Annotated in this window: 16 protein-coding genes and 2 pseudogenes; 7 read left to right on the top strand and 11 right to left on the bottom strand. The window is 67.1% G+C overall.

Translation table 11 applies throughout. The features are described 5' to 3' along the window. Positions 1-474: 474 nt before the first annotated feature. The 3 genes from Vau01_RS60980 to Vau01_RS60970 are packed head-to-tail and all read left to right on the top strand — an operon-like array spanning position 475 to position 4,146. Positions 475-1,983, top strand: coding sequence for a carboxylesterase/lipase family protein (locus Vau01_RS60980; protein WP_204014021.1), 1,509 nt, complete (start codon positions 475-477; stop codon positions 1,981-1,983). Next, a complete protein-coding gene (locus tag Vau01_RS60975) occupies positions 1,970-3,196 on the top strand; it encodes an MFS transporter (protein ID WP_204014018.1) in 1,227 nt (408 codons plus the stop codon). Before Vau01_RS60980 ends, Vau01_RS60975 begins: the two co-directional genes overlap by 14 nt. Positions 3,197-3,237: 41 nt before the next feature. After that, the gene (locus tag Vau01_RS60970) at positions 3,238-4,146 is read left to right on the top strand and encodes a DUF1963 domain-containing protein (RefSeq protein ID WP_204014015.1); all 909 of its coding nucleotides are present in this window, start codon (positions 3,238-3,240) and stop codon (positions 4,144-4,146) included. Between the two features lie 6 nt (positions 4,147-4,152). On the opposite strand, the gene Vau01_RS60965 is transcribed toward Vau01_RS60970, so the two are convergent. Together Vau01_RS60965 and Vau01_RS60960 are read right to left on the bottom strand one after the other, a co-directional pair. Then, positions 4,153-5,286, bottom strand: coding sequence for a TetR/AcrR family transcriptional regulator (locus Vau01_RS60965; protein ID WP_275424065.1), 1,134 nt, complete (start codon positions 5,284-5,286; stop codon positions 4,153-4,155). A gap of 255 nt (positions 5,287-5,541) precedes the next feature. Further along, positions 5,542-6,072 carry a hypothetical protein gene (locus Vau01_RS60960; RefSeq protein ID WP_204014009.1) on the bottom strand — a complete coding sequence of 177 codons (531 nt, stop codon included), beginning with the start codon at positions 6,070-6,072 and terminating at the stop codon, positions 5,542-5,544. Between the two features lie 611 nt (positions 6,073-6,683). Between Vau01_RS60960 and Vau01_RS60955 the strand changes: the two genes are divergently transcribed. Continuing rightward, positions 6,684-7,463 (top strand): hypothetical protein, encoded by a 780-nt coding sequence (locus tag Vau01_RS60955; RefSeq protein ID WP_204014006.1) that lies wholly within the window; start codon positions 6,684-6,686, stop codon positions 7,461-7,463. Between the two features lie 272 nt (positions 7,464-7,735). Here the strand turns inward: Vau01_RS60955 and Vau01_RS64380 are convergent. Together Vau01_RS64380 and Vau01_RS60950 are read right to left on the bottom strand one after the other, a co-directional pair. Continuing rightward, a pseudogene (locus Vau01_RS64380) lies at positions 7,736-7,881 on the bottom strand (response regulator transcription factor); the annotation flags it as partial. Between the two features lie 196 nt (positions 7,882-8,077). Continuing rightward, positions 8,078-8,851 (bottom strand): suppressor of fused domain protein, encoded by a 774-nt coding sequence (locus Vau01_RS60950; RefSeq protein WP_204014003.1) that lies wholly within the window; start codon positions 8,849-8,851, stop codon positions 8,078-8,080. A 473-nt stretch (positions 8,852-9,324) separates the two neighbouring features. On the opposite strand from Vau01_RS60950, the pseudogene Vau01_RS60945 reads away from it, so the two are divergent. Further along, positions 9,325-9,927: pseudogene (locus Vau01_RS60945) on the top strand (IS701 family transposase); the annotation flags it as partial. A gap of 939 nt (positions 9,928-10,866) precedes the next feature. Further along, on the top strand, positions 10,867-12,192 hold the full coding sequence (locus Vau01_RS60940) for an ankyrin repeat domain-containing protein (protein ID WP_204013988.1): 1,326 nt from the start codon (positions 10,867-10,869) through the stop codon (positions 12,190-12,192). A 416-nt stretch (positions 12,193-12,608) separates the two neighbouring features. Here the strand turns inward: Vau01_RS60940 and Vau01_RS60935 are convergent, their stop codons facing one another. The 4 genes from Vau01_RS60935 to Vau01_RS60920 form a co-directional block, all read right to left on the bottom strand. Next, complete coding sequence (locus tag Vau01_RS60935) at positions 12,609-13,535, bottom strand: hypothetical protein (RefSeq protein ID WP_204013985.1); 927 nt, start codon at positions 13,533-13,535, stop codon at positions 12,609-12,611. 171 nt (positions 13,536-13,706) lie between these two features. Continuing rightward, a complete protein-coding gene (locus Vau01_RS60930) occupies positions 13,707-14,249 on the bottom strand; it encodes a hypothetical protein (protein ID WP_204013982.1) in 543 nt (180 codons plus the stop codon). 1,226 nt (positions 14,250-15,475) lie between these two features. Next, positions 15,476-15,925 (bottom strand): IS3 family transposase, encoded by a 450-nt coding sequence (locus Vau01_RS60925; protein WP_204013979.1) that lies wholly within the window; start codon positions 15,923-15,925, stop codon positions 15,476-15,478. After that, the gene (locus tag Vau01_RS60920) at positions 15,925-16,692 is read right to left on the bottom strand and encodes a tyrosine-type recombinase/integrase (RefSeq protein ID WP_204013976.1); all 768 of its coding nucleotides are present in this window, start codon (positions 16,690-16,692) and stop codon (positions 15,925-15,927) included. Before Vau01_RS60920 ends, Vau01_RS60925 begins: the two co-directional genes overlap by 1 nt. 221 nt (positions 16,693-16,913) lie before the next feature. On the opposite strand from Vau01_RS60920, the gene Vau01_RS60915 reads away from it, so the two are divergent. Beyond that, on the top strand, positions 16,914-17,297 hold the full coding sequence (locus Vau01_RS60915; protein ID WP_204013974.1) for an MmcQ/YjbR family DNA-binding protein: 384 nt from the start codon (positions 16,914-16,916) through the stop codon (positions 17,295-17,297). Positions 17,298-17,484: 187 nt separating this feature from the next. Here Vau01_RS60915 and Vau01_RS60910 read toward each other — a convergent pair whose 3' ends face one another. The 3 genes from Vau01_RS60910 to Vau01_RS60900 all read right to left on the bottom strand — a co-directional run. Then, a complete protein-coding gene (locus tag Vau01_RS60910) occupies positions 17,485-18,453 on the bottom strand; it encodes a hypothetical protein (protein ID WP_204013971.1) in 969 nt (322 codons plus the stop codon). Positions 18,454-18,910: 457 nt separating this feature from the next. Then, on the bottom strand, positions 18,911-19,312 hold the full coding sequence (locus tag Vau01_RS60905) for a tetratricopeptide repeat protein (protein ID WP_204013968.1): 402 nt from the start codon (positions 19,310-19,312) through the stop codon (positions 18,911-18,913). Between the two features lie 213 nt (positions 19,313-19,525). Further along, a partial coding sequence (locus Vau01_RS60900) for a hypothetical protein (RefSeq protein WP_204013965.1) occupies positions 19,526-19,732 on the bottom strand: 207 nt, incomplete at its 5' end.

The raw sequence follows: 19,732 nt of genomic DNA, 5'->3' as shown, positions 1-19,732 counted from the left end.
CGGGCTGCGCAACGGACAACCCTGCGAATCCCCGTGAAGGGCCAGCCGCTACGGGTGTCGGCGGACGGGGGCGGCGAGCGGCATCCCGCAGAGCCGGTCGTCGCCCGTCGGGGCCCGGTGGGCTGGCCACCACGGGTGAGTCGGATCTGAAGCGGAAACCGTGGCGTCTCCGGCCGGCGTGATGGCCGAGCGGCTGCTTCGCAACATGCCGAGTCGACCTTCCCCGCCGACCGGATGATCAAGCGAGGAGTGGTGACGCTGGTCGTGGATCCGGTGGACCGGGCACTGGGTGTCCGTGTCGACCAAGGGAGGCCGCCCGGCCCGCGAGAGGGGTCCTGCGGCCCACGCTCGATACGGTCACCGCCAGCCCACGCCGCGCCCACCCCGACCACAAAGTTAATTCCCACATGAGTTGTGCATCCGCACATTGCAGGATCTTGCCCACGTGATGCCTCACAAGTTAATCTGCAATTGATGGACGCCGTGAGGGTTGCGACGAACTACGGAAGCGTCGCAGGAGTCCGCGGCAACGGGTACGTGCGGTTTCACGCTGTCCCCTACGCCGAGGCTCCGTTCGGTGAGTTGCGGCTGCGGGCGCCTGCGGCACCGCGGCCGTGGCGCGACGTGCGCGACTGCACCCGTGCCGGCCATGGAGCGCCGCAACCGTGGCGGCGTGCTGATCCGTGGGATCGGCTGGTCAATCCGACGGTTCAGGGTGAGGACTGCCTCACGTTGGACATCTGGGCGCCGACGCCCGATCTGGCTCCGCACCCGGTGATGGTGTGGATCCATGGCGGCGGGTTCATCACCGGCACCGGCAGCGCGCCGGTGTTCCGGGGCGCCAGCTTCGCCCGCGACGGCATCGTGCATGTATCCGTCAACTACCGGCTCGGCATCGACGGATGGTGCGCTTTCGACGACGCGCCGGACAACCTCGGCCTGCGTGACCAGATCGCCGCCTTACGGTGGGTTCAGGAGAACATCTCCGTCTTCGGCGGCGACACCGGTCGTGTCACCGTTGCCGGTCAGTCGGCCGGCGCGATCAGCGTCGCGTACCTGCTGGCTGCTCCGGCGGCGCGCGGCCTGTTCAAACGGGCAATCTGTCAGAGCGGAATCCTCGATGCGTCCGTCTCGGTGGACGCGGCCCGGCGGGTAACAGTGCGAACCGCTGCCGCGCTGGGCGTTCCACCGACGGCGGACGCGTTCGCCGATGTAGAGCTGAACCGGCTGCGTGAGGTAACCACGCAGATGCTCACCGAGTCCGTTCAGATGTCGAACTGGGTCGTGTTCCGTCCCTCCCTTCCTTTTCTTGGCGTGCACGGGACCGAGACGCTGCCCCGGCCCGTCCTCGATGCCCTGAGCGGAGGAGCGGGCGCCGATGTTGCCACGCTAGCTGGGACGAACCGGGACGACGCCTTCGGTGTCGTCCGGGACGCCGGCCTGCTCGACGTGGACCCGCCGGAAGAGTGGATCGAACAGGGCCTCGCGCTGTTGGGCATCGGACAGGACGTACTGACCGTCTATCGGGCGGGGCCGCGCCGCATCACCCGGACCGCCGAGTTGGTCACCGCCGCGCTCACCGACCAAAACTTCCGGATGCCGACCATCCAGCTACTCGAAGCCCACCAGGGGAAGGGCTTCCTCTACCAATTCGACTGGGAATCACCAGCGTTGCCGGCCGGGATGGGCGCCGACCACGGAATTGAGGTGCCGTTCGTTTACGACGACCTGGCCGGCTTCGGCTCCTACGCGCCGATCGGGGCCGAAATCCTCGGCCCCGAACCGCCGCCGTCGCTTGCCGCGAGCATGCACGGCGCCTGGGTCGGTTTCGTGACCGACGGAGTTCCTGGCTGGCCCGCCTACGATCTGGACCGGCGAATCACCATGCGGTTCGCCGCCGTCAGCGCAGCAGTGGACGACCTCGCCGGGGATGAGCGGAAGGCGTGGCAGAGGCATGGCAGGCCGGACGATGACCGCGTCTGAGATGCGCCGGTCCGATCTGTCCGGACTGATGATCTCCTTCGTCGGCGTCCACCTAGTGGTCAACGTAGCCAACGGCGCCATCGCGAACTACTTGATCCCCCTGCACGTCGAACTGATCGACCCCGCGCGCAAAGTGGTCAACCTGGGCCTCGTGACGACCGCCGCCGCCGCGGTCGGGTTGGCCGCCCAGCCGGCGTTCGGAATGCTCTCGGATCGCACCCGGACCTCTCGGGGCCGGCGGGTGCCCTGGATCGTCGGCGGTGTCACCGGGCTGTCGGCGGCGTTCGCCGGTCTCAGCTTCGCCGACACCATCGCCGCGATGATTGTGCTGGGCGCGCTGGTGCAGGCGTTCTACTCCATGACGGCCGCACCACTGAGCGCGATCGTCGCCGATCGCATACCGACCGATGCGCGGGCTCTCTTCTCGGCACTCGCCGGCATCGGCATCTTCTTCGGAGCACTGGCCGGCACCTTTGTCGCGGCCCGGTTCGCGCATCATGTCGCCGACGGGTACCGGCTGTTCACCGTCGTCGTGCTGTGCGCCATACCCTTGGCCTGGTCATTGCGTCGGGACTCCCGCGACCTGCCCCGCGCGCCATGGCACGGCCTGCGGAACACGCTCGCCGAACTCTGGGTGTCACCCCGCCGCAATCCCGACTTCGCCTGGGCCTTCGCGTCCCGGCTACTCCTGGTCAGCGGCGCCTGGGCGGTCTTCGCCTACCTGCTCTACATTCTGCAGGACTATGTAGGACTCGGCCGGGACAAGGCCGCGGCGGTCTACCCTCTGGCGGCCGCCGTCATGGTCATCGCACTGCTGATCACCATCGTGCCGGTCGGCCTGTACTCCGACCGTACCGGCCGACGGAAACCCGTGGTCGTGGTGTCGTCGCTGGTCATCGGCGCCTCGGCAGCCATTCCGATGATGTCGCCGACGCTAACGGCGGTGCTCATCGCGCTGGCCATCTCGGGTGCCGCGACCGGCGCCTACATGGCGGTCGACCAGGCGCTGATGACGCTGGTCCTGCCGCGAGTCACGGACGCCGGGAAGGACCTCGGAATCCTCAACATCGCCCAAGCCGGAGGCCAACTGCTGGCGCCCGCGCTGGCATCGGTCGTGATCGAGACGGCCGGCTACCGCTGGCTCTACGCCGTCGTCGTCACCGCCGGACTGGCGGGAGCAGTGACGGTACTGCCGATCCGTTCGGTCAGCTGAGAGGTCCGCGCCACACCAACCGACAAAGGAGTCGCCTGCGCATGTACACGAACGAGTCCTTGCGAGGTTATCTGAGGAAGGCACAGGAACTCGGTATTCCCGAACCGGTCACCAATTGGATGCTGCAACTGGCCCGCCCCCGAGTTGTCCTGCATCGCGACGGCGACTTCCGATTCGGCAGCGGACCCGCGGCGGCAACCGCGCCGATCGTCGGTTTCGTCGGTGGCAACCCGTTACTTCCCGACAACGTCGAGTGGAACGGATTTCCCCATTTCATCGCGTCCGTCGACTGCGGTGCGCTGCCTCCGGACGTGCTGGACTTCCCGTTCCCCCACAACGGCACCCTGTTGTTCTTCGCCAACGCCGAGCAACCGGACTTCAGCACGGACGAGGAGGACACCTGCGGGCGCATCGTATACATCCAGCCCGGGACCCCGACGTCCGAACGGGCGCCGCACGAGGACTTCCGGCCATTCCTGACCGAGCGGTTCCCGCTGCGCTCCGAGATCGTGTGGACCATGCCCCAGCATGCGTCCCCCGAATACCTCCAACTGACCGGCGAAACCCGAGACCTGTTCGACAAATATCACGGCGCCCAGATCGGCAACGAGCCATGGCCCTACTGCGGACAACTGGCACTCGGCGGGCACGTCGCGGTCGTACAGAGCCATCCCCTGGAGCGGCTCATGCCGGACGACATCGAACTGTTCGACGGAGAAGGAAACCCCCACGAGATGGCAACGGCCGCCGCCACACGCCGGCCCGAGGATCTTCCGCTGCCCCACTTCCCAGACCTCCCGATGCCCGATGCCGAATGGGTCACCATCGCCGAAATGACCGACGATCTGAAGTGGGGGCCGCCCATCTCCACAACGTACTGGTCGGTCCGCCGAGTAGACCTGGCCGAGCAGCGCTTCGACCGAGTCAAGTACCACATAGACATCATGTAGACCTCATCACGCGACGCCAGTCAGCACCACCCGCCGAGCCAGCACCACCAGATCCGCTGCAGGCACCACCACGTTGTCACCCGACGTCGGACCAGCGAGGTCGCCGATCATCGCCAGCACGGCGAACGTCAGCACCTCGATGTCCTCCTTGGACAGGTCCGGACGCACTACAGCAAGGCAACGCTGCCATTCGCCGGTGTACTGCGCGGCGCCGGCGAGGGCAGCGACGCGTTGCGGCTCAGGAAGCTCGACGGTGTTGTTGAGAGCGGTCCGGATGATCGCCGGGAAATCCTTGGACAGCCGCACGGCACCTGCGAGGACCCGGTCGAGCATGTCATCGGGAGACGTGGCGGCCGTCCACGCCTGTTCCAGCATCGCCTGCCCCCAGGACGCGGCCTGGGCGAAGGCGGCCTGAAAAACGTCTGCTTTGGACGGGAAATAGTGGTAGGCGGCGGCGCCGCTCATACCCGCCGCAGTGCCCAAGTCCTCCATCGTGACATCGTCGTAGCCACCACGGACCTGAGTCAGCTGCGGCGCCAAAATAAGAATCGCCTGACGACGGGACAGCCACGGGCGGGCGGACAGCAACGGCCCACTGGCCGCCACCACGGGAGGACAGACCGTCGTGAGGCCGGACGTGCCACCGACGGCAACCAGGATGTTGCGTAGCGCCGCGCGCTGAGCAGTCCGATCCGGCCTGTCCGCGTAGTACGTCGTCGATTCGACCACCGACAGCATCGCCCGGGTCAGCACAGGCTCGCCCGTTGTACCGATTGTCACGCGATCTCTCAAAGCCGCCATGCGCTCGTCGAACCGTGCCCGATCCGCTGAGTCCACCTTCGGACGTTCCCGCTGCCACAACACACCGAAGGCGGTGCGCTCAGCCGCGAACGTGGCGAGTGCGTCGTAAATGTCGCCGCCCCCAACGGCCAGGGCCTCATCGAGGGCCGCCAACTCGTCCTCCAACAGCGCACACAAGAGGTCCTGTTTGCTGCGAAAGTGCTTGTACAGCGCGGGCGCCGAGATACCCACCACCTCGGCGATCTCGGCAAGGCCCACCCGCGCGAATCCGTGCGCGCGGAACAACCTTGTCGCGACAGCCCGGATGGTGCGCTTTCGGTCCCGGGGCCGTGGAGTCACAAGGGCAACCGTACGCGCCCCACCTCAACAGGCGCATCCGGTCGGGCTGGGCGTCAGGCTGCACCCTGCCACTCGGCTCAGACAATGGTCCGGCGACGTGTCCAGCACCGACACCTGTGTGAGCGCGCGGGCGTTGGGCTGCTCCCCGCGCCGTCATCCAACGTCTTGCGTCGTCGAGCTTGTGTCCTTGTCGTTGCTCTGCTCAGTTTCGGCGTTGCTGGCCCCGTACGAGGAGCATGGCCGTTGCGCGGCCGGTCAGCGCAGGACCGGCCGGCCTGCGAACAAGCCGTCGCGGATGCGCTCTACGTCGAAGAGATACTCCTCGCGGACGGCCGCCTGCGCGTCCTCTGCCGAATATCGCAGCGCCGACACTGGCCCGTTGATGGCGAGTATTCCCCGGTCGTCCATCTGTAGCCAGCTCCCGGCCGTCAGTCCGGCCCGGACGGCGAACCAGCCCGCATCGGTCAACTGGGTGATCAGAAGGTCATCGACGTTGACCGACCCACCGACCACGAATTGGATGTCCCATATGCAGGTCATGCTCCGCGCGGTGACCGAGCCAGTGACGCACAGAGCCGCGTACACGTCGACGTTCTGGAAGCTGAACGCATCCTTGACGGTGAGACTGCCATCAATGACATGCAACTGGATGTCCTCGCCGTCGATCGCCAACGGACCGGGCACGACGAGGTCACCCCGGTGAACCAGGGCGTCGTTGGTCGGCTCGTCGAGGAAGAAGCACTCGATGTCGTCGGCGAGGCCGAACTCGTCGACCGCGTCCTGCACGGGCATGGGCTGCCAGTCGGCACCCGGGATGTCGATTCCCATGTCCACGGACTATATCCATGGACCGCCGCCCAGTGCCGACCCCTGCTTCCGCTCAGGCGCGGAGCAGGACGGCGACCAGCGCCGCGGCGAGCACCGCCGTACCAGGCCCCACGCTCTGCTCGTCGCGATCAGCCCGGTCGGATGCCCGACCTCGCAGTTGGTGATCTCGAACCCGGCGAACACGATCGGCTCGTCGCCGGTCGCGTATGCCTGGCCCTCGCCTGCGGCGACATGGGCCTGGCCGGCGTCGCGCCCCCTGGGGAGCGATATCCGGCCTGCAGGTAGGGGCGAACACATGGTGATCTGTGGGGCGACGACCCGCGCGTACGTGCGCGCCGCTCGGTCGGGTCGCAACCGTCGATGTCGACATCGACACCGGCGGGGCGGACCATGCCGGGCAGCACAGGCTCGCCAAGAACGATGAACCCCACGACGTCAGGCCTGGCGGCCCTCCCGCGCGGGCATTCACCCCGCCCTGAACGGCGGCTTACCGACCCGCATCTGGGTAGCAGTCGGCCGGGCCGATCGGGCATGCCAGTCGTCGGTGGTCGGCCGGTACCCTTACGGCCATGAATTCGGATCACCTCGCCGCCCACCTGGCAACGATGGAGCCGCAGCTGCGCGCCGACCACGTCATCACCGCGGAGTGCATCGGGGGCAACGTATTCGACGAGCTTCGCGGGTGCCTGCGACAGTGGGACGGTGACGACCTCTCCGGGCTGTTCACCGCGGCCCCGTGCGGCCACGTCGCCTATGCCCTCGCGCGGCTCGTGTACACCGCTCCCGGATTCACCGCCGACGCGTCCGGGAACGCCGCGGAAATCGAACCGATCGGAGCGGACGAGTTCGAACGCGTCGTCGCCGGTGATCTCCACGTTGCGGGGGGAGTCGACATGTACGACGGCGAGGCACTGATCGTCCTCGGCGACCTGCACGCCAACTCCATCTCCGTCGACGAGACCGCCCACATCATCGTGGCCGGCACCCTGACCACACGCACCGTTTGGGGTGAGGGCGACGTGTTGGCCCGCAACCTCGACGCCGAGTTCGTCCTCGGCTACTACAGCGCGGGCCTCCTCGGCGTCACCGACACGCTGCGGACCCGCCTGTTGGTCAACACCCAGCAGCACGACATAGTCATCGGCCGGATCGAGGCCGAGTTCGTCGCGGACGAGAACACCTACCGACACGACTCACCCGAACTACATCGGCAGCTCGACGAGTTGGCCGCGCGCGTGCCGCCGGCGGTGGTCGACACCGGCGACAACGAGTCCTGGACCGTCGGGCGGGTCGACACGCGGGCACTGCTCGAGCACGTCGCTGCCGGTGGCAGCCCGCTCGTCTCCTAGCCCCGGTGTTCCGCGGGTGGTTGGTCGTGGGTGTGGTCGATGGGAGTCTGCCGGGCTGTGAGACAACGTGCGCGGTTCGGGTGGCCTTCGGTGCAGAAGTTGCTGGGGTCGTTGCCGGTGGTGGCGGGGTTCAGTTCCCGGCTGAGGATCCGGGATGCCATCGATGGCCTGCGCCCGGTCGATGACCGGTCGGAGTTGACGCATGGGCAGGTCATCGAGGTCCGCTCGGGCTGCCGCGGGCGACGACTGCGCTGTTGCGGTCCGGGATCACCGGCTCGGATCCGGCCGCTCTGGTAGGCGATGACGCCGAGTTGCGCTCGGTCGCGGGCGCCGAGTTTCGCCATGGCCCGGTTCGCATGGGTCTGACGGTCATCGGGGACAGGAAGAGCCGCTCGCCGATCTCGTCGTTGGTCAGGCCCAGCGGACTGGGGTCCGTTCGAGGCGGCCTGGCGATGATGTAGGCACGGGTATCGCGCCGCCGCCGTCGGCTGTCAGGTCGCGCTGGTACTGGGCAGGTTCGACGCGTACAACGGCGAGATGCGCAACCGCACGGTCGCTCACCCGGTTGCCGGGCCGCACGCTGTACGACATTCCGCAGACCGCCGCTGCCAGGCTCACAGCGCGGGCAACGTCCACTCGTCTACGTCTCGTGGATGCATCGCGCCGACCAGGTACATGCGGGTGCGGGCGACGACATCGGTACCCGGGTCGTCGGCTCGGAGTCGGTGGCCGAGGACACTCCAGAATTCGAGCCGACCGGTCGCGCACTCGATCGGGTCGAGTTCCGGATCCTTGTCGAATACCAGCCCCGTTGCGTTACCGGCAACGCCGTGTATCCCAGGAGCCAACTGGGTGAACTCGAACGGCGCAGTGCCAGCGACGGCCTTGGCGAAACAGCCATCACCCGTCACTTCGACGGCCGAGTCCTCAAACGACAGGTCCGACCACCGAAGTCCAGTAATGGCCGAGTCCGCAGAGTAGGGCGTGGCACACGGGACGATGCCGTCGAAGTCGGGCCTGCGGCGAGCACCGAAGAACACCCGTCCCAGTGTCTGCAAGGTTCCGACGCTGCCACGCGGCCACTCGGTCAGGGTTCCGCCACGTGGCCACTCGGTCAGTTGGTCGTCTGCGTCGAGCGCCAGGCGTAGCGATAGTTCCACGCCGAACCCGCTGCGGGTCGGATCTGCGGTTTCCTTGTCCAGGAGTTCGCTGAGGCCGATTGTTTGCACATGAAGGTGCCGTCGTGGTTCGGCACGGATATGCCAGGCGATTTGTAGGATCGGCTCGGTGAATGGTGGCTTCATGGGTATGAAGTCCATGGTGGAAAACTCGTCGGTCCTCCACAGCTCAGAGAGGGTCTCGACAGTCGCGTCGTAAGCGTTGAGCATCAGCCGTCCTATCCGGTAACCGCCGCGCGGAGGCGGACACTACGGGAATCTACGCCTGTCCGCACACCGTGCCGGCCCGTAGAACACCGTTCACTCCCTCGACCGCGAGCAGGTGGGGGCAAACCGGAATGTCAGCGACGCTGACATGCCCGCTGGCCGGACAGAGTCCGCACCTTGTCCGAGCCGAGGGCGCGGCGTCGGCATCGCGCGCACGACCACGGCGAGTAGCGCCGACCGCTCGGAGGGTGAGGCATGCCGGCGTTGCCTCTCCGGACGTGTCGGTGTCCTAGTGGTAGTTTGTCGCCTTCGTAACCGTTCTGTGGTGTGTGGCGTTGCGTTCGGCAGGTGTTCTGTCGAGCGTCGGGGTGCCGGGTGGTTCGTGCGGTGTGTCCGCTGGCTGCGGGTCCGTTGGAGGGCTACGTGGCGTGTTTTGACGAGTTGTTCTCCCGGCTGGCGCAGCGGCGGGGTTCCGGGAGTATCTGACCGGCCTGCTCGCGCCCCGTGATCGCAACAAGACCTTGACCGGCCTGGCTGGGGCGGAACTGGTCATCGGCGCGCAGCATGCTGCGGTGCAACGGTTGCAGTACTTCCTGTCGCAATCCACCTGGGATGCCGACGAGATCAACCGGCGGCGGCTGGAACTATTGGTGAACGACCCGGCGACCGCGTCGCACGGCCGTGGCGTGATCGCGATCGACGACTCCGGCGACCGCAAGGACGGCACCGCAACGGCGCACGTCGGGCGGCAGTGGTTCGGCCGGTACGGCAAGACCGACAACGGCATCGTCACCGTGACCACCGTGTGGGCCGACGAACGCATCTACTATCCGCCGCACACGCAGCCCTACACCCCGGCCTCCCATTTCCCCCACAAGCAGGCCGATCCCGGGTTCCGGACCAAGTTGGCGATCGCCGCCGATCTGATCGCCGAAGCGCTCGCTGCCGGTGTGGTCTGCCGGGCGGTAGTGGCGGACAGCTTCTACGGCGAGCACGACGACCTGCGCGGTGCGCTACGTCAGAGTGGGCAGGGTTTCGTCATGGCGACGAGAAGCTCGTCGACGCCGGCAGCACGGTAGAACTTGCGGGCGAACGTCCACTGAGCTTGTTCCTAACCTCGGCGGTCCGGTGTTTCTCATTCCCGTGTATCGATGCGGCGTGTCGAGTGGGTAGAAGGCAGCCACCGTCTGATGATCCTTCGGTTCCCGGCAAGGACGCGAAGGGCAAGGACGGTGGCCGTGGGCCACGATTATGAACTATCTGGGCGGGCTCAGGTTGCCCAGCCTGCCTGTCGGCGTGGCCAGAAATGCGCTCGCCGGGTTCCGGACGGAGTTCCACCGGTGTCTGACCGCGCCGGCGGATGCGTTGATCGAGTTCACCGACGCGCTGCTATGCACGCACGGGCCGGTCACCTCACGGCCGGGTTGTCGCTCACCGCGGAACACCGCCGCGGAACACCGCCGCGGTCACGGCGCGATGTATGACGGTGTTTGGCCTGCACACCAGACATCGGCGCGGTTGGCGTGACGACAGCGGCGTGCACGGTCGCCCAGGCCACCAGCATCCGGTCGGATTATGCCGCAGCACCGGTAATGCCGCCGTTCGGATGCCGATCGCTGAACGGCCTTTCGGAACTGGAAGCGCGGCATAGCCTGGCGCCGTTCCGTGTCAGTGGCCATCGAGGAAGGTGAGCAGAGGGTATCCGGTGCCTGTAGCGGCCGGTCTTGCTGTGCGGTGGCGTGGTTCGAGCGAGAGCACGTTCCTTGAACGCCATGTCTGCGTGCAGGTGGATCTGCGTTGTCACAGGAGATTCGTTCCCGAGCCAGAGCGCGATGACTGTGTACGCATCGGCGCAAACTCGGCCGCGACGGCCAAGTGGCTCGGTGGTACCTACGCCGCCCGAATACCGGCCGAGCCTCGGGCAGGAACCTTCGGCGCCACGCCTTCGTCCAGCGCAGTTGATGCCCGTTGACACTCCGGTCGGATCCTCGGCTTGTGCAGTGATGGTAGAAATAGGCGTGGCAGTTCGAGCGTCGTATGAGTCGGTCTTCCGCAAGAGTCAGGATTACGCTGCGGCGCTGGTGGCCGTACAGCGTGTTCGGGATGTCGACGCCCAGGCTCGTGACGGCACGAGTCTGTTGGGAATGGCCGCGTACTACGGTCATGCTGACGCCTGTGCGTGGATCCTCGACCGTGGTGGTGCCATCGACATCCGCGACGCGGCCGGCCGGACGCCGCTGTTGACCGGGGTGTGGGCGTTGTCGGCCAAGGCGAACCAGGAGCACATCCTGGCGGCGGTGCGCCTGTTGCTGGAGCGCGGCGCGGCGGCCGACGCCGCCGACGATGAGGGGTTGACGGTCCTGCACCACGCGGTGTCCTGCGTGGATGCGGCCCCGGAGCTGGTTGAAGAGCTCCTCGCTCGGGGTGCCGATCCGAGCGCGCGGAGCATGTCCGGGCAGACTGTATTGACGCGGGCCGCCCGGGACAAACACGTGGCCGGGGTGCGGGCGCTGCTGGCCCATGGAGCCGATCCGCGACTCTGTGACGGGCAGGGGCGGGACGCGTTGAGTTACGCGCTGGAGTTCGACTCGGTGGACCTGCTGAACCGGCACGTATTCGACCTCGTCGGCTGTTTTGTCGATGTGCCGTCCGCCCTCGCCGGTACCGACGATGATCTGCGCGGGCGGTTGTTCGTCGCGGCCGGCTACGCGGGACGCGTCGATGTAGTGCAGCGGTGCTTGGCTGACGGCATGAGTGTGGACGTGTGCGCCGGCTCCCGGTCGATCCTGGACTCGTCTGTCTGGGCGGACAACCGGGCCATGTTCGACCTGTTGGTGGACCACGGCGCCGACGTGAACACGATGCTGCACACTGCGGTCGAGGTGGGAATCGTTGCGGCCGCCGAGTGGTGCCTGCGCAGCGGTGCCGACCCGAACATGGTCGATGGGACGGGTACACAGCCGATCCTCGTGGCCGCCTACGACGCCCGGCCGGCAATGCTCGAACTGCTGGCCGGGCACGATGCCGACCTGAACGCGACGCTTCGACATGCAGCTGGCGGACCCTACTCCACCACCGTTACCGCCTGGTGTCTCGATCGGGGCGCCGATCCGAACGCTGCGGGGGCCGACGGCCGGACCGCACTGCATCTGGCAGTGCAGACGAATGAGGCCGACAAGGTACGGCTGCTGGTCAGTCGCGGAGCCGATCCGGCTGCGCGGGACCACCAGGGGCGGCTCCCCATCGACCTGGTGCAGGTCCGGACACGGTCGATGTCCGCCCAGTTCGAACGCGACGAGATCCAGACGCTGCTGGCTGCCGCAGACGATGGCCCGCCATCCTGACCGCTGGTGTGCACCCGGACTCTCCAATCGGTTGGAAACCGGAGGAGTCATGCGGCCGGGACAGCCTCCAGCAAGATGCCACTCATACCAGCATCCAGGTCACCGAACCACACGAACGCGAGCTGACGTTGGTCATGGTACCGATTCCGGCTCTTGCCCGGTCCAAGGTCCAAGTCGAACGCCGCCGGCGGGCCGCCGCACGCTGCGAGACTCCAACGAGAGCCGGAACCCGCTCCGACAAACATCTCAGGCGGCGTAGTCCCGGTCGTCGTGGGCCGGCTACCAAGGGGCACGTGATGTCCACGGCGACGGAGCGGCTGGTGGCCAGCACCCATCGGTGCGGCGTTCGTGGACCGGTTCGGCAGCGGTGCGTCGTGCTTGACGATCGGGCCGGAAGGGGCCGGCCAGGTCATGCATCAGGGGTTGTCGATGCGCTCCCAGTTGACACCGTCGCCGGTACGGAACAGGTCTGATCGTCCGGCCGACCACAACACGCCGCCGCCAGCGGCGAGGCTTGATGTCGTCACCTCACCAGTCGACACGAGCTCAACTCGTTCGACCGCGTCGCCATTGAGACGGTATACACCGTCGCTGCCGGACAGGTACACCACGTCCCGGAACGCGACAGCGTCGTTGAGCGCCTTGGTCACGGTCTGCCCGACGATCCGCCAGCGGTCGTACCTGCCACGCAGGATGCCGTCCAAGCCAACCGCCACCACCTCATCTGCGGCGGGGTCTCGGACCACACCTTTCAACAGCAGCCCGGTCGGGCTGGGCGCCTGGTGCCACACCGCGCCGTCGAACCGCCAGATCTCGCCATTCCAGCCCACCGCATATATCTCCTCCGGCGAGAAGCCGGCAACCGAGGTGAAGCCGACCGCCGCGGACAGGCTCCGGCGTGGCACAAAACACGTCTGGTCGATGCGGGTCCAGCCGGCCTGGCCACGGTGCTGCCGGTAGGCGTGGCGGGCCATGCCGACGGCGTACAAAGACCGGTCGACCTCTGCCACACTCCACATGGTCACGAGATCGCTTGGACCCTCATCGCTGTCATCGATGATCTCCACGGGCTGTCCACCCTCAATCAGCCGGATGACCATGCCATCGGCGCTCAACAACACCATCTCGTCGTCGCCGCCGCTAGGGAAACACACCGACGTAACTGATCGGTCGGTCTTGTACAGATACCATGACTCCGCGTAGCGGTAGTAGGCAAATGTATGATTGACGCCGGCATCCACCAACTCGCCGACGGAAGCCAGCACGACGGCGAGATTTTCGTCGCGTACGTACACATCCTGGTAGCTCAGGCTCAACCGGGCAAAGTCACTGACGTCATCCATGCGTACAGCTCCAAGAAATTGAGGGTCGAAGCTCACCAGGTGTGACCGATCAACGGCGGCTGGCGTGACAGGGCGGGTGCGGTACGCAATCTCGGCGGCTACTCGGCTGCAGCCGAGTAGCCATGGCGCTGCCCGGGTCAGCGCAGGACCGGCCGGCCGGCGAACAAGCCATCACGGATCCGCTCCGCGTCGAGGAGATACTCCTCGCGGACGGCCCCGCCTGCCCGTCTTCTGGCGAGTACCGCAGCGCCGACACAGGCCCCGTCGATGGCGAGTGTTCCCCGGTCGTCGATCTGTAGCCAGTTCCCCGCCGTCAGAGCGCCCCGGACGGTGAACCCGCCCGCATCGGTCAGCTGGGTGACCAGGATGTCGTTCGACGTTGACCGAACCAGCGATGACGAATTGCACGTCCCAGATGCAGGTCATGCTCTGCGCGGTGACCGATCCGGTGGCGCACAGAGCCGCGTACACGTCGACGTTCTGGAAGCTGAATGCGTCCTTGACGGTGAGCCTGCCGTCGATGGCGTGCAACTGGATTTCGTCGCCGTCGACGGCCAGCGGGCCGGGCACGACGAGGTCTCCCCGGTGGAGCAGCGCGTCGTTGGTCGGTTCGTCCAGGAAGAAGCACTCGATGTCGTCGGCGAAACCGAATTCGTCGACCGCGTCCTGCATGGGCATGGACTGCCAGTCGGCACTCGGGATGTCAATTCCCACGATCGCGAACTATCTCACGGATCGCCGCCGCCCTCCACCGACCCTGCGTCCGCCCAGGCCGGAGAACAGCGGCGACGGCCAAGGCCAGCGCCGCAGCGAGCAGCGCCGTGCCAGGCCCCACGCCCTGCCCGCCGCGATGAACCTGGGTTGTGTCATCGATAGGCTGGTCGATGCAATAACCGTGCGCAAAGATCAACGGTCGCCCCGTCCGGGGCGCCGGACACCGTCACGCGGTGACGGTGCACCACACTCGTCCGGGCTGCGACCATGACTCCGCCCGCTGATCGTGGACCATCACGACGGTCGATCGGGCAGCCGATCGACGCACCATCAACGACTGTGAACGGCCATCGGACACGGCTACTGGGCGGCGACTCCCACCCCGGAGCGCTCGCCTGACGGTTTGACCTTGCCCGTCAGAGACTCGGGTGACGGACGCGTCGGAACAGTGCTCAACGGCGGGATAACCCGTGCGGATACAGGCAGATAGGCGCCTGCGTGGCCGTAGAGACGGCAGCGTGACGCGCCTGGGTGCAGAGCGTGTCCCGCCCACCAGCGGCGGCACCAGAGACCGTGACAACCAGCGCGACCAACGCCGGGCCGAGGGTCGCCGACGACCTGCTCGGCAACGCGGTCGAGCACACCCGGTCGGCGGGGGGCCATCACTATCACCGCACACCACGAACACGACACCGATGGCGGCGGCGACAACAGCGGTGGCGGCGACGCGGGCGGGCGCCGCGCATAGGCGGACCGTATGGACGATTGCCGATACTGGCATCGGAATCCCCGCGGCTGACCGCCGGGCCTGTTCCGCCGCTTCTTCACGGATCAGGCCTCGGACGTACCAGACTTTGTCGAAGGATTGATGCTCGGCCGCGATGATCTCCGCTGACGTACGCATGCCCTGGAGGAGAATCTCATTGCTGTCGAGTAATCCAGGGTGATCGCCGAGCATCCACAGGATCCGGGATGAGCTGGTCGGCTCCGGCTACCGAGTCGGGGCTGGCACCATCCAGCGCGTTCTCGCCGGAGCCGCGCTCGGGCTGGCGCCGCCGGTGTGGACACCCAGTGGCGGGCCTTCCTGCACGCAGGCGCCGAGCCGAGATCCATCGACCACAGCGTTCCGCCGTTGTTGACGTCATGGGTCTGGGCAGTCCCGGTCTCCGGTGGCTCGAGATTTAGGACCGCCCAAGGAAACGCACCCGGCGTTGAATGGCCCGTCGCTATGGGTGAGGTCCCCCCGCTTTCGCGGAGTGGTTGCTACCTGCCGCCGGTTGGCTCAGGCTGGACGATAGCTGCCTGGGTGAGATGCCAGGCGGCTTCGTACTCGTGGGGCTGAGGTAGCCGAGTTCGTGTTCGATGCGGCGGGTGTTGTACCAGCCGTCGATGTAGGCGAAGATCGCGTTTTCGGCTTCGTCGCGGGTTCGCCACGTTCGGCGGTAGACGAGTTCGATCTTCAGGGTGGAGAAGAAGTTCTCCATCAGGGCGAGCCAGAAAACCCCTTCGCCACAAGGGATCCGGGTGGCATCGGCGACCCACAACCGGTTCGGTGCGACCGCGGTGAAGTTGCGGTTGACCCGGTCCGGCGCCGGCGTGGGCGCCGGGTTCTGCTTCGTCGACCCGCCGCGCCAGCCACGGCGCAGGAACGCCCCCTGCCAACCCTGTGCCGCCATCAGCCGCTCGACCCGCTTACGCCCGGATCCCGTCGTGGCGTAGCTGTTGGTGGACCCGGTCCGCGCCGTAGGTGCCACCCGGACGCGGTCCAGATCTCGAAGATGATGGACAGCAGGCCCCGGTCGACCTCGTCCCGCTCACACGGCGCCGCGGCCTTCGACGCCCAGCCGCAGAACGTCGACGCCCCAATCTGCAGGACCCGAAGGAGGAGCGCGACCGCTTTGCCGAAGCAGTGCACGTTTGCCCCTGCGCCCAGATGGATGTCGCTGATCGTGAGGCTGGTCAGCTCGGACACCCGTAGTCCTGTTTGGACAGTCAGGGTGAGGAGGGCGTGGTCGCGTCGGCCGTGCCAGGTGTCGGGGTTGGGTGCGGCGAGCAGGGCGTCAACCTCGTCCGGGTTGAGGAAACAGATCATGGTCTGGTCGTGCCGTTTGGACGGGATCGCGAGCACTCGCATGATCAGCCCGGCGTGTTCGGGATGAAGCGTCGCGGCGTAGCGGAACAGCGAGCGGATCGCGGTCAGCCTGGCGTTGCGCGTGGACGCGCTGTTGCCGCGCTCGGCCTCCAGGGAGGTGAGGAACGCGCTGACCAATCTGGCGTCCAGGTCGACGAAGTCGAGTTGGGAGGGCGCCTTCCTGACCCGGTCCCGTGCGAAGGTCAGCAGCAGCCGCCAGGCGTCACGGTAGGCCGAGATCGTGTGAGGGCTGGCATCGCTGGGCTGCCAGCCGCTGGGTGAAGAACGCCTCGAGGGTGGGAGCCAGCGCACTCATGTCGCTCTCACCTCGGTCGAGGGCTCCAGCCCTTAAGGGCCTCCTGCATCGATGGTGATGATCGTATAGCTGACGTTGGTGCTGGTCTGTGGCTCGGTGTTGGCTTTGGATTTGTAGGGGCTGATGGGGCGTTTGACGGCGCGGGGGTTGACCCGGTCGCGTCGGGCGGCAACGTCACGGGAGAGCGTCCACCGACGCTCGTGATACAACCGTCCACATGGAACGAAACGACGAGGGGCGCAGGGGTCAGGGCGTCGACCGGCACGGGATCAACGTTGCCGAGGCGCTCGGAATCGCGTTAGGACTGCCCGGCGTTGAGCAGACCGTCTACAGCCGCGACAGGATAGGGCTCAAGGTGCGAGGCAAGGGCTTCGCATACCTCAACATGGACGGCTGGGTATCGATCAAGACGACCGCTGCCGAGCGAGCGGCTCTCGCCGCTGCCGACCCGCAGGTCTTCACGCCGGTGGGCAATGTCGGCCGTTTCGGCTGGGTGGTGGTGCGGTTGGGCGGTGTCACCCATGACAGGTTCACCGAACTCATCACCGAGGCGTGGCGACTCACAGCACCTAAGCGAATGATCGCCGCCTCGGGCAAATAGGATGCCGATCGCGACGCCGTGGCCGCGCCACCGAGGAAACAATCCCCGCACTTGAGCCGGCCCAACGGACAGCCAGCGCCGCCCTCATCTAGCCGCAGATCGCGCGCGGTAGTTGTGCTGCCGCAACCAGGACACGGGTTGGCATCCGGAAGCGTCCGATTGTGCAACAGCCGCACCGGCGCGCCGATCATGAGCTGGGGGCGGGGCAGGAGAACACGGTGTGCCAGCCCGTGTCGGTGAGGATGCCGATCGTCTGTCCGGCGAAGGACCAGAGGCCGTCGGTGCCGGCAGACAGCGTGCCGAACTGGTGCGGGCCGAGGTCGGGTATGGATAGCGGGGTCGTCTCGTGCCCGGTCACCGTGTCGATGCCGCCGATGTGGGCGGCGTAGATGACGTCTCGGTGGGCCGCGACGGAGTAGTAGGTCACGTCGCGGGGGCAACGCACGATCGACCACGACTGCTGGGTGCCGATCAGGATGGTGCCGTGGGCACCGGCGATGGCATAGCGGTCGGCCCCGACGGCGCAGATGCCGTTGAGGTTGATCCGCTCACATTTGACCTCGGCCGGCAGGTCCAGTTCGTGCCAGCGGGACCCGTCGAACCAGGCCGCGGCACGGTCCAGGGTCACCGCAACCAGATCACGCGCTCCGTTGCCGGCCACATCCTCGATGAAGGCGGGCTGCCCGTCGATGCGCAGTTCGGGCAGGGCTACGAACGCGGTGCCGTCGAGGCGGTACGCCTGGCCGGCGGTTCCGGCGCAGACCACATCGGCACCGAGGACGCGGATGCGGCGCAGCGGCCCGATCCGAGCGGCTGCGGGGTTGGCGATGAGCTGTCGCGATGCCCGCAACGCCTCGCCGCAGTCAGCACGCCAGTCGAAGCCGATGACCGTTCCCCGGTCCTGCCCAAGGACGTACGCCCGGCCGTCAGGGCTCGCGTCAACGGAGATACCCACGTCGCCCGAGAAGCCGAACTGGGCAGCAGCCGCGCCCTGAGCCACCAGCACCCGGTTGCGCGGACGGCCGTAGTCGTCACCGATCGTTCCGGTCGCCACCAGCACACCCGGGCTCGGGCTGACCCCATCCTGGGTCCAGTACCCGTCCGGGAACGCATCGTCGGGAAACGGGCCCGCGCCGGAGAGATCCACCCGCTCCATCAGCGCAGCATAGAACCATCACCCACAAATGCCCCGCTCGATCCGAATGACCGCTCGGACGGCCCGTGAAGATCCAGCCCAACGAGCGCTCGGCAGCGCGCGTTCATGCCGCCGACCGTGCGCGTTGTCCCGCCCGCAAGCGGTCACCTACGTAGACGTCGGTCGCGGGTGAGGACGCGTGCACGGCACCCGGATCCGCCGATGACACAGCGTTTCCTACGCAAAAGCCTCGGCCCTGTAGCGACACCATCCGCTGCGGGGAGCGCGGCAAGGCCGGTCCGCACAGCCGTGGCGTTCCACAGCGAGCACAGGTGCACGGTGAGCCCTGGTCAGGCCACATGGATGTGCTGTTCGGCTTCGACCAGCCGGCCGGTGAGTCGGTACACGACGCCGAGATGGCGGTGGGAACTGCCTTCGCTGCGGCGCACACCGGTCCGGCGGATCGACTCCAGGCCGCTCAGCAGGCAGCGCAGCGCATCGTCGAAGCGGTCGAGGGCTGGTAGGCGACGCCGAGATTGTGGATGGTGCGAACCACGCGCTCGCGGTCCCGGCGCGTGAGGGACATCTCGTGGGCCTGCTGCCACAGTTCGGCTGCATCGCCAGGGCGGCCGGTCTTCAGGTATGCGGCGGCGAGCGTGTCCAGCGAAATGTAGTAACCGGGCCAGTTGTCGATGGGCGTCAGCAGGTCCAGCGCCCGACGTGCGAGATCGATGCCTTCCTGATAGCAGCAGGTCCAGACCCGAACATGTCCGAGCGATGCCAGCGCGGAACCCTGACCAACCCTGTCGTTGGCCGTACGGAAGTACACCAACGCCTGCTGAAGGCACCGCTCGGCCTCGACGTACTCGTGGAGCAGCAACCACGCTCGCCCGGCGTTGCGCAGGGCCCGGGCGTGCCGGCCGGCAGGTGGGCCCGGCCCGTTCACCGCACGACGTACGGCCGATCGCCCGTCCCGTCGAGTTCGCGTGCCTTGCTGACGATCAGATCGACCAGCCAGCGATGCCCGGGATCGAGCTGCCTGCTCGGATGCGACCAGGCGACCTCGACGATGGGTGGAGGTCGAAGGGAAGCTCTACCGCGCGCAGTCCCTCCGCTGCGAGGTCGCCTGTCGTCCGTCGGTGCAGCAGGGCCAACAGCGACGTACCGCGACCAACCGCCCGAGCACCGTGAAGGAGACCTCCACCCGCACCGCGTCATGGCGGGTGATGCCACGCGTGGCGAGCGCGGCGTCGGCCGGCGACGCCATGAGGATCTCGTAGTATGGCAGCGCCCAACTAGG

The sequence above is a fragment of the Virgisporangium aurantiacum genome (assembly GCF_016863635.1).
GTDB lineage: Bacteria > Actinomycetota > Actinomycetes > Mycobacteriales > Micromonosporaceae > Virgisporangium > Virgisporangium aurantiacum.
The sequence above is the reverse complement of the archived record's forward strand: the minus strand, read 5'-3'. Positions and strand labels throughout refer to the sequence as shown.